The organism is Stenotrophomonas sp. Pemsol, assembly GCF_003586545.1.
In the GTDB taxonomy this organism is placed as follows: domain Bacteria; phylum Pseudomonadota; class Gammaproteobacteria; order Xanthomonadales; family Xanthomonadaceae; genus Stenotrophomonas; species Stenotrophomonas sepilia.
The window spans coordinates 1,367,430-1,382,641 of sequence record NZ_CP025780.1; the positions used below are offsets into that span (position 1 = coordinate 1,367,430).

19 protein-coding genes and 1 pseudogene are annotated in these 15,212 nt (G+C 63.9%); 8 read left to right on the plus strand and 12 right to left on the minus strand.

Annotated features, from left to right (window positions below; all coding sequences use genetic code 11):
* Window positions 1–3: 3 nt before the first annotated feature.
* The 3 genes from PEM_RS06365 to hchA all read right to left on the minus strand — a co-directional run bounded on the left by PEM_RS06365 (window position 4) and on the right by hchA (window position 2,683).
* Window positions 4–861 (minus strand): endonuclease/exonuclease/phosphatase family protein, encoded by an 858-nt coding sequence (locus PEM_RS06365; RefSeq protein ID WP_005416166.1) that lies wholly within the window; start codon window positions 859–861, stop codon window positions 4–6.
* A 240-nt stretch (window positions 862–1,101) separates the two neighbouring features.
* Window positions 1,102–1,806, minus strand: a complete 705-nt coding sequence (locus tag PEM_RS06370; protein ID WP_111129083.1) for a PA1136 family autoinducer-binding transcriptional regulator — start codon at window positions 1,804–1,806, stop codon at window positions 1,102–1,104.
* Between the two features lie 4 nt (window positions 1,807–1,810).
* Window positions 1,811–2,683 (minus strand): glyoxalase III HchA, encoded by an 873-nt coding sequence (hchA, locus tag PEM_RS06375; RefSeq protein ID WP_053499139.1) that lies wholly within the window; start codon window positions 2,681–2,683, stop codon window positions 1,811–1,813.
* A gap of 379 nt (window positions 2,684–3,062) precedes the next feature.
* Here hchA and PEM_RS06380 point away from each other — a divergent pair, with 379 nt between their 5' ends.
* Window positions 3,063–4,286 (plus strand): cytochrome P450, encoded by a 1,224-nt coding sequence (locus PEM_RS06380; RefSeq protein WP_240431590.1) that lies wholly within the window; start codon window positions 3,063–3,065, stop codon window positions 4,284–4,286.
* 17 nt (window positions 4,287–4,303) lie between these two features.
* Here the strand turns inward: PEM_RS06380 and PEM_RS06385 are convergent, their stop codons facing one another.
* On the minus strand, window positions 4,304–6,325 hold the full coding sequence (locus tag PEM_RS06385) for an alpha/beta fold hydrolase (protein ID WP_119706081.1): 2,022 nt from the start codon (window positions 6,323–6,325) through the stop codon (window positions 4,304–4,306).
* A 146-nt stretch (window positions 6,326–6,471) separates the two neighbouring features.
* Here PEM_RS06385 and PEM_RS06390 point away from each other — a divergent pair, with 146 nt between their 5' ends.
* Window positions 6,472–6,933, plus strand: coding sequence for an isoprenylcysteine carboxylmethyltransferase family protein (locus PEM_RS06390; protein WP_111128312.1), 462 nt, complete (start codon window positions 6,472–6,474; stop codon window positions 6,931–6,933).
* A 14-nt stretch (window positions 6,934–6,947) separates the two neighbouring features.
* Here the strand turns inward: PEM_RS06390 and PEM_RS06395 are convergent, their stop codons facing one another.
* Together PEM_RS06395 and PEM_RS06405 are read right to left on the minus strand one after the other, a co-directional pair.
* A complete protein-coding gene (locus tag PEM_RS06395; RefSeq protein WP_111128307.1) occupies window positions 6,948–7,430 on the minus strand; it encodes a hypothetical protein in 483 nt (160 codons plus the stop codon).
* Window positions 7,431–7,894: 464 nt separating this feature from the next.
* Complete coding sequence (locus tag PEM_RS06405) at window positions 7,895–8,140, minus strand: hypothetical protein (protein ID WP_111128304.1); 246 nt, start codon at window positions 8,138–8,140, stop codon at window positions 7,895–7,897.
* Window positions 8,141–8,219: 79 nt separating this feature from the next.
* Between PEM_RS06405 and PEM_RS06410 the strand changes: the two genes are divergently transcribed.
* Window positions 8,220–8,774 (plus strand): hypothetical protein, encoded by a 555-nt coding sequence (locus tag PEM_RS06410; protein WP_146257594.1) that lies wholly within the window; start codon window positions 8,220–8,222, stop codon window positions 8,772–8,774.
* A 167-nt stretch (window positions 8,775–8,941) separates the two neighbouring features.
* On the opposite strand, the gene PEM_RS20445 is transcribed toward PEM_RS06410, so the two are convergent.
* The 5 genes from PEM_RS20445 to PEM_RS20240 form a co-directional block, all read right to left on the minus strand.
* A complete protein-coding gene (locus PEM_RS20445; protein WP_240431591.1) occupies window positions 8,942–9,277 on the minus strand; it encodes a DNA cytosine methyltransferase in 336 nt (111 codons plus the stop codon).
* Between the two features lie 267 nt (window positions 9,278–9,544).
* Window positions 9,545–10,282, minus strand: coding sequence for a DNA cytosine methyltransferase (locus PEM_RS20450; RefSeq protein ID WP_240431592.1), 738 nt, complete (start codon window positions 10,280–10,282; stop codon window positions 9,545–9,547).
* The gene (locus tag PEM_RS06420) at window positions 10,282–10,572 is read right to left on the minus strand and encodes a hypothetical protein (RefSeq protein ID WP_111128301.1); all 291 of its coding nucleotides are present in this window, start codon (window positions 10,570–10,572) and stop codon (window positions 10,282–10,284) included. Before PEM_RS06420 ends, PEM_RS20450 begins: the two co-directional genes overlap by 1 nt.
* 95 nt (window positions 10,573–10,667) lie before the next feature.
* Window positions 10,668–10,880: a hypothetical protein gene (locus tag PEM_RS20235; RefSeq protein WP_146257593.1), complete on the minus strand. Its 213-nt coding sequence runs from the start codon at window positions 10,878–10,880 to the stop codon at window positions 10,668–10,670.
* Window positions 10,877–11,017 carry a hypothetical protein gene (locus PEM_RS20240; RefSeq protein WP_162911579.1) on the minus strand — a complete coding sequence of 47 codons (141 nt, stop codon included), beginning with the start codon at window positions 11,015–11,017 and terminating at the stop codon, window positions 10,877–10,879. Before PEM_RS20240 ends, PEM_RS20235 begins: the two co-directional genes overlap by 4 nt.
* 15 nt (window positions 11,018–11,032) lie before the next feature.
* On the opposite strand from PEM_RS20240, the gene PEM_RS06425 reads away from it, so the two are divergent.
* From PEM_RS06425 to PEM_RS06445, 5 genes and pseudogenes are all read left to right on the plus strand, one after another.
* A complete protein-coding gene (locus PEM_RS06425) occupies window positions 11,033–11,767 on the plus strand; it encodes a hypothetical protein (RefSeq protein ID WP_111128299.1) in 735 nt (244 codons plus the stop codon).
* A 338-nt stretch (window positions 11,768–12,105) separates the two neighbouring features.
* The gene (locus PEM_RS06430; RefSeq protein WP_111128298.1) at window positions 12,106–12,474 is read left to right on the plus strand and encodes a hypothetical protein; all 369 of its coding nucleotides are present in this window, start codon (window positions 12,106–12,108) and stop codon (window positions 12,472–12,474) included.
* Between the two features lie 159 nt (window positions 12,475–12,633).
* On the plus strand, window positions 12,634–13,182 hold the full coding sequence (locus tag PEM_RS06435; protein ID WP_111128297.1) for a hypothetical protein: 549 nt from the start codon (window positions 12,634–12,636) through the stop codon (window positions 13,180–13,182).
* A gap of 90 nt (window positions 13,183–13,272) precedes the next feature.
* Window positions 13,273–14,205, plus strand: a pseudogene (locus PEM_RS06440) (SOS response-associated peptidase family protein).
* A gap of 156 nt (window positions 14,206–14,361) precedes the next feature.
* Window positions 14,362–14,676 carry an XRE family transcriptional regulator gene (locus tag PEM_RS06445; RefSeq protein ID WP_099475748.1) on the plus strand — a complete coding sequence of 105 codons (315 nt, stop codon included), beginning with the start codon at window positions 14,362–14,364 and terminating at the stop codon, window positions 14,674–14,676.
* Window positions 14,677–14,694: 18 nt separating this feature from the next.
* Here the strand turns inward: PEM_RS06445 and PEM_RS06450 are convergent, their stop codons facing one another.
* A complete protein-coding gene (locus PEM_RS06450) occupies window positions 14,695–15,066 on the minus strand; it encodes a type II toxin-antitoxin system RelE/ParE family toxin (RefSeq protein ID WP_111128295.1) in 372 nt (123 codons plus the stop codon).
* Window positions 15,067–15,212: the final 146 nt, after the last annotated feature.

The following is a 15,212-nucleotide window of genomic DNA, read 5'->3' on the forward strand; positions in this document are numbered from 1 at the left end:
GGGTCAGTGCTTCGGCCAGTCCAGTTCGACCACCAGCGGGAAATGATCCGATGGCAGCACGCCATCGATGCGGCGGTCATCGGTCAGGAAGCTGCGCGCGCGGAAACCGCGCACCAGCACCCAGTCCAGCTGCGCGGTGGCCTTGCCAGTGAAATCGTGGAAGGTCAGTCGCGGGCCCTGCGGTGTCTTCACCTGGGCACGGGTGTCGTGCAGTACGCGGGTGAATGCCTTGTAGGTGTCGCCGCCGGGTTCGCTGTTGAAGTCACCGGTCAGCACCACCGGCAGGTCGGCCGCCAGGCCGGCCACGCGCCTGCCGATCAGCTCGGCACCCTTCACCCGGCGTGGTTCGTCCTCGTCGCGGTAGGGCAGGTGGGTATCCATGAAATAGAAGCGGCGGCCGTCATCGATGCGGCGGAACAGCGCCCAGGTGACCATGCGTGGATACAGGTTGCCCCAGGTGATGCTGCCGGGCACATCGGGCGTATCAGACAGCCAGAAGTTGCCTGATTCCTCGATCGCCAGCACCTTGCTGTCGTAGAACACGCCCATGTGCTCGTCGCCGCTGCCGCCGCGGCGGCCCTCGCCGAACCAGCGGTATCCGGGCAGGTGCTGGGCAAGGTAATCGGCCTGCTCCTGCACCAGCTCCTGGGTACCGATCACCGCTGGGTGCGCGTCGAGGATGACCTTCACCATCGCATCGCGACGGTCGGGCCAGCGCTTGCCGGGTTCGGTATCGGCCGGGGTGCGCACATTGAACGACATCACCTTCAACGGCGCAGGGGCTGCGGCCCAGGCGCTGGTCAGAGGCAGGGCAAGCGCCAGCAGCGCAGACAGCGCGGGGCGACGGAAACGCGACAACATCGTGGAATCCCTCCATTCCATGAAAACGGTTTCACAGAGCATGCCACGAATGCGAGGGCAGCGTTATGCAGGGATGGGTGGCTCGCGGATGCCGGGCGGGCGATGAACGCCCCGCCCGGTGGACCGCGCACCGGCGATCACGGGTCGTAGCTCATCCCGTCGCCTGCCTTCTGCAATCGCGCAGATGCACAGGGCGTATGCCGCACGCTGATCAGGCAGCAGGAAGCGCCTCCATCCTGATCAGTCTTCAATCTCGCCACGGCGGCCTGCCGCGCGCACTGCCTGCGCGGTGGTGGCCACGCCAAGCCGTTGCCGCGCTCGCCGCAGGTGGTTCTCAACGGTGCGCGCAGACAGCCCCAGCGTGGCCGCTATCTCTGCCTGGCGCCGTCCAGCGGCGACCCAGCGCAGCACCTCGCGTTCGCGTGCGCTCAGCGCGCCCGCGCGGATGTCGGCCGGCGCTTCGGCAAGCCGCCGCGCCGCGCGGAAGACTGACGTGCCGACCATTTCAAGCAGCAGGCGCGCGCTGGCGGACGCATCAATCGAGGTGCCGGCGAAACTGACCGCACCCTCCAGACCGGTCGGGCCGAACACCGGCACCTGCAACCCATGCAGGCCATCGCCGCGAGGCTGCTTCACCACCTGGTAGCGCTCGCCACGCGCGCCGTGGCGCTTGCTCCAGAAGAACGGCGCGTTGCTGTCCAGCACATGGCGGTTGACCGGACAGGCGTGCAGGTAGCGGGCGAGTCCGCTATCGCTGCCGTCGCCGAACCAGTCACCTTCAATCCAGTACACACGCTGTGCATCGCGCTCCAGCCCGGTTCCGGTGGCAAACACCAACAGGCGGTCGTAGCCCAATGGTGAGGCGGCGGCGCGCAGCACGCCGCCCACCGCCGGCAATGACCGCGCCTGTTCCAGTTCCAGCAGCGCGGGCACCAGCGCAGGCATTGGCTCAGCGCCCCGCCAGCGCGTCGAGCAGCGTACGCGCGGCCAGCTTGCCCAACGCGTTGCCGGCCAGCGGACTGTCGCCGGTCAGCAGCAGGCGATCCTGCAGCACGCTGCCATCGATGCCCTCATTGACGATCTGCACCCCCTGCTGGGCCAGCCGTTCACCGAAGAACCAACGCAGCTGCCCGGGCATGTAGCCGATCCCCGGTGTCTGCCGGTCCATTGCGTCGGGGAAGGCACAGATGCGGTAGCCACGGAACAGCGAGGCACCCTCGGCGTCGTCGACGCCCGCCGCCAGCAGCGCCGCCGGGCCATGGCAGAGGGTGATGATGTGGCGCTGCTCGGCCATGGCCCATTGCAGCGCGGCCTTCACCGCCGCGCTCTCCGGCAGGCCGATCAACGCGCCGTGCCCACCGGGAATGAAGACGGCGGCGTAGTCCGAATCGGCGCCCAGGCCGGCCACCACCTGATCCAGCTGCAACGGCTGGCGGAAGCGTTCCTGGTAGCGTTCGTACAGGGCGCCGATCTCGCTGTCCTCGTGTGGGAAGGCCCACCATTCGAACTTGACGGCGTTGCCGGACAGCGTCGCCACGTCGATGTCGAAGCCGGCCTTGTCCAGGTGGTACATCGGCAGCAGGGTTTCCACCGGATGGTTACCGGTGGAGAACAGGTGGCCATTGGCGGTCGGCAGATAGCGCTCGTCGGCGGCGATCATCAGCACCTTCCAGCGGCCATCGCGGCGCGCATCCGGATAGTCGGCGCCGGACAGGTCGCTCTTGGGCGAGGTGAACTGCGACAGCGAATACGGCGACGGGAAGAAGGCATCGCGCTCGGCCGGATCGGGGCTGGGCTGGCGGCTGGGCTCTTGCGTGTTCATGCAGACCTCCGTTGGGGGAAAGTGAGCCCAGCATAGGAGGCTGCGTGCGCAGGCGCGATGAGGGATTCCCCTCAATCGGCCGCAACCCGGATGCTGCAGCGCGCCACCCGGCCGGTTGGACAGTGGGATTATGTCGTGTTATCTAGCCAGTGCCGGGATAATCCCGGCATAACCACACAGCAAGCAAAGGAATGAAAATGAAAAGATTCGCCCGAGCATTGCGCGTCACTCTGAATATTCATCCGAACGAAAAGAGCAGCGTGTGGAATACCTGGCCGCTGTGGGTCGAATTCTGATCCTGCCAGCCAAACCCGCGATTGAGCGGTAGCAAGACGAAGGGACTCGTCTTTCGAGTCCCTTCCTGCCGGAGACGCACTGCATGCAAGGGATGTCGAATGAAGGCAGCGCCATTGCTGCCGAGCGCCTGGCTGCGCGCGTGGAGCGCGAAGGGCCGGTGCTGAAGCTGGAAACCGGTGGAATTGGGGTGTTCTGCCCGGAGCTTGCCGGCAAGGTCGACAAGGAAAATTCCGAGCACCTGTTCGTGGTCGAGTCGCTGGCCGACCTGTTCCGCCGGCACGAACGCGTGCGCTGGACCGAAGTGCGCAGCCTGATTGCCACGCGCAGTGCTGAACTCACCAGTGCACAGACTCTGGAGGCGTTGCAGTCGCGCATGCGGCAGGCATTGGACGCACTGTGCGGGCGCGAGCTGGATGCCACGCCGGCGGTGTGGAAAGTGATGGCCCATCCCTTGATCCCGCTGGTGATCGACGGGCTCGATGCCCGCGGCACCGCAGCCATCGAACGCGCCCTGCATCTGCGCTACACCACCCAGGTCGAGCAGGTCATCCATCGGCGCCACCTGCTGCGCAACTTCCTCATCGGCCGTGCCGAATCACGGGCGATTGCCGCCGAACTCAAGCACCGTGTCCGCAGCGGACGTTCGGCGCTGGATTACGCGCAGTCATTGCTGAGCCTGCGAGAGCGCATCGGCCTGGACAAGGTCACCTACCTGGTCACCGTGCAGCTGATCGCCATTTCCGGCGTGCCCGGCATGATGGCCGCCTGCCTGCTGCTGGCGATGCAGATGCATCCACACTGGCGCCAGCGCATCGAGGAGGAATTCGCGCCGCTCTCGGAGGCGGAGATCCACGCGCTGCCGATGGCCAGGATTCCCTGCACGATGCGCTTCCTGAAGGAAGTGATGCGGCTGTACTCCACGCCCTTCAACAACCGCCGGGTGGCTGCCTGCGATCTGCAGGTGGAAGGGCAGGCCATCGCCGAAGGTACGGTCTTCGAGCTGAGCTCGTTCATCCAGCACCGCTCGGCGAAGTACTGGGATGACCCGCTGCAGTTCGATCCCGATCGCTGGTTGCCCGAACGGCGCAAGCGTACCGCCGGCATCTATGTGCCTTATGGCTTCCCCACGCGTTCCTGCGTGGGATCGGCGGTCGGCAATGCACAGCTGGTATTGCTGTGCGCGCTGCTGGCACGCGAGTTCCGCTTCACCCCCAGCGCCGACTATCGGCCCGAGGTGCGCATGGAGGGCTTTGCGATTCCGGCGGCGCTGCATGGCACGTTCTCGCGGCGTACGGCCGGTGCCTGATCTGTCGGGACGGCGGCTTACTTTCCCGTTCGCCCGTGTGCCTGCATGTCCTCATGCAGGATCCGCCGCAGCTCGACGATGGCCGGCGTAGCTTCCTGCACGCTGTGTCCGGACACGATCACCTTCTCCGAATCCGCGTGCGGCAGGTGCGAACTCCAGTAGGGCACCAGCCCGTCATCGGTCTTCTCAAGTGGGCCATCGGCCTTGGCGCGGGCGATGATCGAGTGGTAGTGCACCTTCGGTGACATCGGCAGGTCAGCCACGGCGCGGACGAACGGGTCGTCCTTGTCCAGGTTCTGGATGCTGTTCATCTGGTAGCCGTGCTTGCCGTCATTGCGGTCGATCTGGCCGTCGTTGGCGATGGTGGCGACGTCTTCCAGCACGGTCAGTGGCAACCGCACCAGCCGGCCGATCCACCGGCCGAGGCGGGTGCCGGCCACGTCGGTACCGCGATGCGGCGTGGCGATGAACACCACGCGGGACACTTCCGGTTCTGGCAGGAAGGTCAGCACCGGTGCGCCTTTGGTGCGCAGCAGTTCGCGCTGGGCGGGCGTCATCTGCGCGGTGGCCAGCAGGGTGTCGACCAGGTGGTCGCCGGAGGAGGAGATCATCAACCGTGCGATCACCCCGCCCATGCTGTGCCCCACCAGCACCATGTCATGCGAGGCCTGCGCCTTGCCGCTGGGGTCGAAGTGCTTGAACACTTCAGTCAGCGTGTGGCGCATCGCATCGTGGCTCATCGCGATGGGCATGTTGGTCGGGTAATAGAACTGCCAGACCTGGAACTCCCGGCGGATCTCGTCGTCGCGCAGCAGTTCGTTGGCCACGTTGACCCAGGCTTCCGGACTGCTGGCCAGGCCATGGATCATCAGCAGCACGCGGCGGTTCGGGTCGTAGGGCTGCATCATGTACAGATGCGGCGTGTCGATGCCGCCCTTGCCACCGAACAGCGTGCGCAACGACTGTCGGCTGAAGTTGGAGCGGGCCAGCCACAGCGCATAGCCGGCAGTGAAGTTGGCCGCCAGTGGCACCTGCTGGCCGTGCAGGGTCACTTCCGAAACCTGGTAGGGATCGTGGATCTCCAGCTCCGGCTCGTCATCGTGCAGCACCTCCCACAGGTTGTTCCCCGAGAAGCGCAGCAGCACCGTCATCGATGGCGAGGGCATCTCGCTCCAGCTCTGCGTGGCCGAAGTGCTGGCCTGCGTTGCCTGCGCCGCTGCCCGAGGCGTGGTGGCCGTGCTGCCGGCCGGGTCGTCCATCACCGCCACCAGCTCGGCACCGAAGCCATCGCGGCGATGCACGCTGCGCAGCGTACCGGTGAACGACAGCGAGGCGGCGGGTACCAGCTCGCTGGGGGTACGCTGGTCCAGCGCCGATGCTTGGTCTGAAGGGGCCAGCACGAAGGTCCAGCGGCCCAGCTGGAAATGGCTGGCCTGGCCGTGCACGCGGCCGGTGGCATACGCGTTGTACAGCTGCACCGAGGCTTCCTGCACCGCCAGGTTGTAGTAGTCGCGCACCTGGGTCTGGCGGTCTTCGAAACCACGCTGGTTGGGGGTGCGCTCGGTGAAGAACAGATAGGCATAGGCCTGGCGCGCGACCTGCATCCACGCATCGAGGCGTGGCTGGAAGTCGGCATCCAGCTCGGTGACTGCGGTCTTGGCGCGGCCGGATGCCGAGTACTCGCGCTTTGGCGCCGGCAGGGTCATCGCATACTGCAGCCACAACTCGGCCAGGCTGGAGCGCTTGTCTTCCTCGCGCACCACGATGCTGCTTTCCATGGCCTCGATGCAGGGCAGGCCGGGCTTGGCACAGACGCCCTCATCGAGCCCGGCCACGCGCAGGGTCTCAATGGTCGCCGCGCTGAGCTTGCCGGAGGTCAGGATGTCACCGCGCTTGAGCGCGATGTACTGGCCGGGCGTGACCGAGGCAACCTGCACCGACGGCCCGAACTGGCGCAGCGTCGCGCAGCCGCCCAGGGTGAGCAGCACGGTGAAGATGAGGGTCGTGCGGCCGATGAAGCCCAAGCCCGTGGTAGCCATGCGATCCTCCTGCGCGGTGGCGCCACTCTAGCGGCCGGCCTGTCAAAGCGGAATCTACCGGACGGTCGGTTTGCGCCTGGCCGCTTGGGGCGATTCAGCCATTTCCGTGTGACACTGCGGCGAATGGAAAGGACACGGTGATCGCGATGGCCTGGCTGGAAACCCGCATTCCCCCGCCCGTGGTAATGCTGCTGTTCGCCGCTGCAGGCTTTGCAGCACGCTGGCTGTGGCCGGGTTTGCACCTTCGGGTACCGATGCCTGTTCTGCTGGCAGGGGTGACGGTGACGCTGGGTGTCGTGCTCAACCTGCTGCCCAAGGTCTCTTTCCGGCGCGCCGGTACCACCGTCAATCCTCTGCGACCTTCGGCGTCGAGCGCGCTGGTTACCAGCGGAATCTACCGCCGCACCCGAAATCCGATGTATCTCGGCCAGGCGCTGGTCCTGTTTGGTGCCATGGTGTACCTGCAGAACCTGATCGCGCTGCTGGTGGTGCCGCTGTTCCTGGCGTACATCACTTGGCTGCAGATCTTGCCGGAGGAGCGGGCACTGATGGCCCGCTTTCCCGAGGCGTACGCGCAGTACCGTCATCGCGTGCCACGCTGGCTGTAGCGTCGGCTACGCCATCAGCGGCTGATCTGGCACTTCACCGCCGCCGAATAGCCCTCGTAGTCGTCGCCTGCGATCACGTGCAGTGTGTGGTGCTTGTCGATGCGCTTCACGTACGAAGGTTCCTCGGTATTGGCATGCTCGTTGACCTCGGTCACCGACCAAGCCCTGGCCAGGCGCTTGGGATCGACGCCGTTCAAGTACACGAACAGGCTCTTCTCGCCCTCGGCCACGTCTACATCGGCACTGTTGACCGTGCCGCCAAACAGCGCGACCGGCTTGTGCTCCGGCTCGAAGGTGCCGCCCGGCTTCTTGGCCAGGCCGGCCGCCTGCAGGGCATCGATGGCGTCGGCCGCACTGAAATCCGAGCCCGCCTTGCAGGCCAGCAGCGCTTCCAGCGTGGCGTTGCCGGGCGGCGCGATGGCCGGGGCGGCGGCGTGCGTGGCTGGGGCGGCGGCGAGCGCGGTGAGGAGCAGGGACATCGCGAGGGGGGCTTTCATGGCAGATCCTTCTGGCGGTCGCGGATGGAGGGACTGTTGTGTTGGCGGTGTCATCCCGATTATGCGCCACACGTCCTGCGCGACGTGCAGGCACAAAAAAGCCGGAACCCCAGTTGACGGGAGATCCGGCTTCTTGCGGCCTCGACAGGCCATACAGATGGTGGAAGTGGGCTCTACCGCAGTTGCGCCTCAGGCCTTTGTACTGTGTGGGCCGGTGCCTATACGGCGTCAGCGATACCCCCATCCATACCCCCGGTTTCGCCCGTCTGGTCGCGTTGCTCGACGCGGTCCTGGATTCAGGAATCGATCTCCGATTCGACCCGCCGAACGGAGCTACCCAAGTGGACCGGTTTCAGGACGTTCCGGCCGAAATGCGCAAATACAGGGTCGACTTTGCGATGCCCACCCGGGCCAAGACCTCGGCGCGGCGAAGGAGGCGGGTGGGGTAACTGTGGTACTTTCGTTCATGCTTCCTCCTTCGGCGCGCCGGCGGCGGCCAGAGTGGTGCAGCGGCGGCGGCGTTTCGATACAGGGGCCATGATCCTTTCGGCTTCGGCCCGGTTCCCACGGAAGAGTTCGATCAGCGCTAGGCCACGGGCCTCCCACTCGCGCACGGTTCCGTTGCTGGCCTTGGAGAGGTCCACCCCCGACATGCGGGCCAGCACTCGGCGGACCCCGCAGTAGGTAATGGTGAGAGGCTGATCAGGCATGGCCCACCTTCGTGGCACAATTCCGCCACCACCATATGGAGATGGTCAGATGGTCGCTGCAGAGGTCTTGGTCCCTTGCATGTCGTTCTCCCCATTCTGCCGCCTCGATTGGGCAGCGATTGCCGCAATGGGGGGGTGGGCAGCGGCAATTGTGACCTTCTTTGCTGTGTTGCTTCCGTTTAGGCAGTTTCGCAGGGAGCTCAAATTGAGAGAAGCCGCTGATCTCACTGACGCCGACATCGCGCTGCGAGGCTCTCTCCTGTCTCTCACCAGCATCCACACGGCTCTCCAAGGCATTCGCATGAGCTTCTCGCAAGCGCAAGGATTTGACGACTTCACGGATAGTCTTGATTTGGTCACTCGCTATGTCGTTAGCTCTCCCTTGCCAGTTCTTCCCCGTGCTCACAGTCTCAGAAGTGTGAGGATCTCGATCGCTTCGCTCGATGCCTGTCTTGGGACTTTGAAAAGCTATGTCCCGGCGCACGAAGAAGGGTTGTTCGACGCAACAACGATTGAGCAGTACGTAATTACCTTCGAACTTTGTTGCTTTTACTTCGACGAGGTCGTGAAGAATGTGGATCAGGCGATCCCGACGTTCAAGATTGGCAAGCAGCTTGTGCCACTCCAAGACTGAGCCATTCACGCAAACCAATGACGCTGGCCGATGGAAATGAGGAGGGCTCTCGATTGGCCAGTGTGTGTTGTCGTCTTGGCATCCAAGGTCGCTAACGTCTCTGACGACGGTTAGCTGATGGCAGCGTTCTCCGCTGCCGCTGCGGTGCATTTCCTGATGATATGCGTTCATGCTGCGCCCCTCATCAGTCCCATGACCAACGCTTTCGCCGTGCGGTTTGGTACCGCGTTGCCGATCTGCTTGGTGATCTCGGTGGCGTTACCGGCGAAGTCGTAGACCTCGCCCTCGTCATCGAACGACGTGGCCCGTGCCAGCTCGCGCCAGTGCAGCATCCGGTAGTTGATGTCGATGCGGACGTCGTCGGCCACGTCTGCTGCAGCGGCAGCCAGGCCCAGCTCACCGCGGTTGGCGCCAGTGATGGTCGGCAGCGGCTCATCGACGCCGCGCACGCGCTCGCCGCCGTGGTGGGTCACAGGCATGGTGAACGGCTCGGCCAGCGCCATGGATTATCGTCGGCATCGGCTCACTGGCCGGGCGCATGTCGCCAGTGCGGCCGGTACCGACGTTGCCGCGCATGACGATGGGCTCAGCCAGAGCCATCTCGTTCGATCCGGTCAGCGCCGGTATCGGCGCATCAGCGTCCAGCACGCGGCTCACCGGGTTGCGGCCGTCGCTGTCGCCGTGCCCGGCGCGCATCAACACGGGCTCGGCCAGGCCGAAGCGAGCCTTGGTGGTCACCGACAGCACCGGCTCACTCACCGAGGAAGCGGTCAGGCCTGAGCCACCGCCGTAGTACGGGGCCACCAGCGGCACAGCCAGCGCCTGATCGCCGCCCTTGGCGGTGTACCGCCCACGCGATCGTGCGTGAACTCCGGCCAGGACAGGCGCTTGCCGTCGCTGCGGCCGATCAGGAAGAACCGGCGGCGCGTGGTCGGCTCGCCGAAGTCGGCGCAGCAGACGACCTTCCAGTCGACCTTGAAGCCCACGGCCTCCAGTGCGGCAACCCATGCGCGGAAGTACTCGCCGCGCCGCGACTTGATGGGCCGGCCCGTGACCAGGCTGCACGTGCCCCAGTCCATGAAATCCGGCACGTTCTCTACCAGCACGCGGGCGACGCGCAGCTCGGTGCACCAGCGCACCACGTGCCAGGGGTCCATGCGCCGCTGGTCGTGCACCGGTCGGCCGCCGCGCGCGCGGCTGTGGAACACGCAGGAGGGTGCTGCGGTGAGCAGGACCAGTCTGCCCTCGGGAACGATGGTCAGCGGCAGTGCCGATTCCAGGTCCGCGCAGTGGATGCGGTCGGCATGTTCCTTGTGGTTGCGGCGGTTGGTCTCGATGGCGACTGGCCAGTGGTTCACACCGATCATCTGGACCGGCAGGCCCAGCTGGCGCATGGCGCGGGCGGTGCCGTTGGACAGGCCGTCGGCGCCGCAGAACAGGTCGGCCACCAGCATCGGGCGGGTCTTGCGTGCAACGCGGATCTCTGGGTCGCGGGAGCCGTTAGCCATCAGAAGTCCTCCATGGCAAACAGACGGGGGAAGGAACCGCCGGCGGCGACCTCGATGACCAGCTGCTCGCGGAAAGTGCGCTTATGGCCGGTCGGCCGGCCATCTTCATCGCTGTCACAGAAGTTCAGCGAATCGAGGTCGGAGTCGACCAGCTCCACGGCATCTGCTACGTCGTCGTCGCCCAGGCCGTACTCTTCCTGGGCGGCCTTGACCACGGAATCCAGGTCCGTGCCCATCCACCATTCGGACTCGGTAACGGCGAAGATCTTGATGGTTGCAGTATCAGTCACGGGATGCTCCTGTCAGTTCGGCGCGCAGCTGCTCAACGTGCGTGCGCCAGCAGTCGATGGTTCCGTCGCTGCTGCTGCGCAGCGTTTCGTGGTGCTCAAGGGCAGTTGCGGCCGTTACCAGGTCGGCGACCAAGCCGGGTGGTGCTGGCGCTGCCGCGGGCGCGCAGCTCGGCCACCTCGGCCAGCAGCTGCTCGATGCGTTCGTTGACCTGGGCCAGCCACTGCCGATAGGCGTCCTTCGTCGGCTGCCGCATTCGGGCGGGAATGCCCGGATCCTCCGGCGCCGGCACCAGCGCCAAGCCGCTCACCCCCGGGCCTCGCGGCGGGCTTCGGCCAGGATCTCGCGCAGGGCGTCCTGCACCTTGCGGTCCTCGCCCTGGGCGACAGCGGCGGCTACGGCACGCTCCAGCGCGTAGACCCGATCGTTCGGATGGATGTAGGTCATGGCAGAATCGGCTCCATGATGGACAGGGGCAAAAAAGCGATGGCGATGTGCCCGCTCGCGGTTGATTGGGGTAACGCTGCTGACTGGGCGGCTGTCGTCGTAGGCCTAGGCGCGGCAGTCGCGACTACTTTCGTGGCGGTGCTGGCCCATCGAACGTCGAAACGAGCGACGGAGATCGCTGAGAAGGCAACGGAGATCGCTGCTCAGCAGCACGGCGAAGCTGTAAAGCTCCGAGAGGAGAACGCACGCATCATCGGTCGGCTGCTGCTGTACGAAGTGGCGGCGCTTCCTGCTCACTTGGACGCGCTGGCTGCTGCGTGGGAGGATGCGATCAGCTGGAACGCTCCCGAAAAAATCACCAATGGAAAGCAGGTGATCAGGGTTCTGGAGGGAGTATCCAGAAGCCTTCTGCCGGGAGCTGAAAGGGTGGAGGAGCGAATCCACAATCTTCCTGACAGCCTTGGGGCAGATCTTGCGACTCTAATTGGGGGAGGAAGGACCCTGGCTGAAATTGCAGCCACCATTGCTCCCCGGGTGATCCATCCCACCATGGCCAACGGCGGCCAGTTCAGGTACTCAGGGGACGGAGAAAATTTCGCTCTGCTGCGACAGCAGCTTCGATGGTTGCTGGGGCTGAGCGAGGAATTTGCGAAGGAGTTTGCGACTTTCGTCGGCGTCCGGACCGGTGAAGTAAGTCCGCACCCTGGGCTGGATGGGGGCGGAGATGGCGGGAGCGAGGACAAAGGGTAGCTGTTTCACGCCGCAATCCCCATTGCCTGCAGGTCGATGTCGTCCACCTTGTCGCGCAGGTATCGGCGCGCGGCGAAGGTTGCCTGCGATCACGGCCCGGTCGCCGCCGTTTGCGTCTTGGTCGCCCAGCGGGGTGCTGGCTTCAACGAACGGAACGACGAATCTCCACGTCTGCCGCTACATCAACGACAGCGTGGCAACTACGTCGGGATTCACTCTGGTTCAGAGCGGCGTAAGGTGCGACGTGTACGCCTCCAGAGCCCGCACCCAACAAGACGCTGGAGTACTACACCTTCAGTGCCGCCGAGCTGGCGGCGAGCGGGCCGGTTAGGCTGCGCATGCGCGGTGAAGACGGCACGGTCTTCTACCTTTCGCGGCGGAAGGGCCTGCGCGTGCTCCAGGTGGTGGCGTTGCCTACCGTAGCTGGCCCACCCGTAGAGGTCGGCCAGTTCTTCCAGGGCGTGAGAATTGGCATCGCCATTCCATCGCCACGGTTCTACTACAGCTCACCGACGCAGGACGGCTGCACGATGACAGCCGACTACTTCCACATGACCAGTGACAACCGAATCTTCATGTCCCGGCTGCAGACGGTCCAGCTGACCCTGATCAGCAACACCTTCCCGGTAGGCGGTGTAACGATGGGGCCGCAGAACGCCACGATCTTCATCGTGGACCTGACCGAGGTGCCTCTTGGGTTCGGCTAAGGCGCCGAGAGGCATTGGCGAGTCGCCATTCGAACCTGGTCGTGTTGCACGCCAAATACGATCTATGTCTCGGTGGCAAAAATTCTCCTGCTCTAGAATCGACGTGCGGGCAAGACGCCCGCTGGAAATATGGACGTCCATTCTGGAAAAGGAGTAGATGTGAAGAAGATGATCGCTGTAGTGGCAGTCTTGGCCGGTTCGTTGGCATTTGGTGCTAACGCGCAGGAAGTTGATTACCTGGGGGGCTCTCCGAAGATTCTTGCCGAGGCGAATGCTCAAGCGGCTGATTTGCCCGCTGGCGTGCAGCTGGTCGAGCTGGAACGCTGGCGCTGGAGGGAGGACACTTTCTCTGTAAGGCCTTTGAATAGCCCTTCCACGCAGCATCCAGGCTACCGCGAAGGTGTCTTGGGCTTTATCTCGTACTACCCTTTCGCGGGCGGCCATACGCTCTACGGCTGTGTTCATAATAACTGGATGAATAGGTTCACGTCCGTCGACCCCAATTGCGAAGGGCATATGAAGGACGCCACCTTTCCAATCACCGGCTACATCGCGTCAACGCAGTTGCCTGGAACTGTCCCTCTCTACCGTTGCCAGCGCGGCGGATTCAGCAGCACATGGGTTGATCATTTCGACACGCTTGATGTGAACTGCGAGAACAAGCCCTACAAGGTCAACGACGGCTTGATCGGCTACATCTGGCTCTGATCGGATTACCTGAAAATCGCTCATAGACGCCCCTCCGGGGGCGTCACTGTCGTCACGGTGCTTGAAGGAATGCGGCGGCAGAGCGTGGCGATGTGCTATTCCGCCCAAATCACCGCCGCCTATCAGAAGCTGGTCAGGATGACCGGCGCCACCCTGTCGCTGCAGGAGTTCGCCGCGCTTTACGCGCACGACCCGGGCACGAAGCGGCCCAAGACGCCGAAGGCCATGGATGACGCGTTCCGGGCCGGGGCGAGCCCGGCGGAGCTGGCGGTGTGGGCCGAGGTCGAGCAATGGAACAGGGCCGAGGCCACCATCCTGGAACGGGAGCTGTTCGCCAACCGCAAGCGGCTGGCCGACGCCGAGCGCGCGCTGCAGGTGAAGCAGACGAAGAAGGCCCGCGAGGACGTTCGGATTGCCGGCAACAAGATCGAGCGGGCCAAGGCGCGGCTGGCGGACCTGCAGCGCGTCGAGCCGAAGGATCGCGACAGCCGTATCTTCCCCGGCGTCTACGCCCCGGTGATCGTCTCTGAGGGCGGGAAGCTGGTCATCAAGCCGATGCTCTACCATTGCCGCCTGGCCGGGAAGCCGGCCAAATACGACCAGCGCTTCCCCGGCACCTACAACGCACGGCGCGACAGCCTGGAGAAGTTCTGGGTGTCGGCGTTCGGACACACCCACGGCCTGATGGTGGTCGACACGTTCTACTAGAACGTCGAGGGGTCGGACGGGAAGAACCAGGTGGTGCAGTTCACCCCGCGCACGGGCGAGCCGATGCTGGTCGCGTGCCTGTGGTCGCACTGGAAGGACCCGGCCGGCAAAGAGCCGGATCTGCTGTCGTTCGCTGCCATCACCGACGACCCCGAACCCGAGGTGGCCGCCGCCGGCCACGACCGGACCATCATCAACATCAAGCCCGAACACGTGGACGCCTGGCTCAATCCGGATCCGGGCGAACTGGCCGCGCTCTACAGGATCTTCGACGACAAGCGGCACCCGTTCTACGAGCACCGTCTGGCGGCGTAGCTGAATAGATAGAGAAAAATGAACTCGTTCATTCGGTGCTCATAAAAAGCGACTCCGGATGTTGACTGTCTTATCCGTACAGCTATAATCGTCCGTCTCAGCGCGACAGAAATTTCGCAGAGCAGAACTCTCGCCCCCTTCGGGAGTCACGAATTTATGAACAGTCAGAATTTATTTGAAATGTTGAGCGACGATCCCGTCGAGTTCAACATTGATGCCCTGAAGGCGAAGCTCGCCATTGCCCTGGTGGCTTTCGCTCGCGAGGAAGGGCTTACACAAGCCGCAGTAGCAGATCGACTCATGGTGAGCCAGCCACGAATCAGTAATCTTTTCCGGGGTAGGCTGGAGAAGTTCTCCATTGACGCCTTGCTGGCCATGCTCATCCGCAGTGGATACAAGATTGAGTCGACGTTCAATCCATCGAACGTTTCGGCTCCCTTCTACATGGAAGTAAAGAAGGCGGCGCTCTGACGAGCGCCGCCTCCGGACTTACAGTGCTTTCAGTCGCAATTCAACCGTACGAATCAGCGCTTGGTCGGTGCCTTCGGCGGTCTTTTTGCAGACATGCAAGATGTGAAGCTTCCCGTCTTCCTTGGTGGTGAACACCACGCGAACGGCGGGACTGCCTTGAAGCTTCATTGCCATTGCCGTTTGATTCTTGGACACGTGCAAATGTCCAATTTCCAAATTCGGTGGCTGGCGTGCAAGCAGGTACTCAATGCAGTTGATGACCTGCTTTGCCCTGCGCTTCGGCAGATCCTGAAGAACCTGCTTCAACTCCTTTTCTGCCCTCCCCACGAAAACCAATTCGAGGGGCTTCTTGCTATTGCTGTTATCGTTTGAATCTACTTCGTGCTTCATTGTGGCGGGTTTCCTTAACGTTAATGGGAATGGTTCTCATATGCCTTCTTCCTGTTTGGGATAGACACGCCTGCCGGAATTGACAGGCGTGTTCATGTTATATTCGTATAGATATAAATTCAAGGGGCGGCATGGGAGCGCTGGCG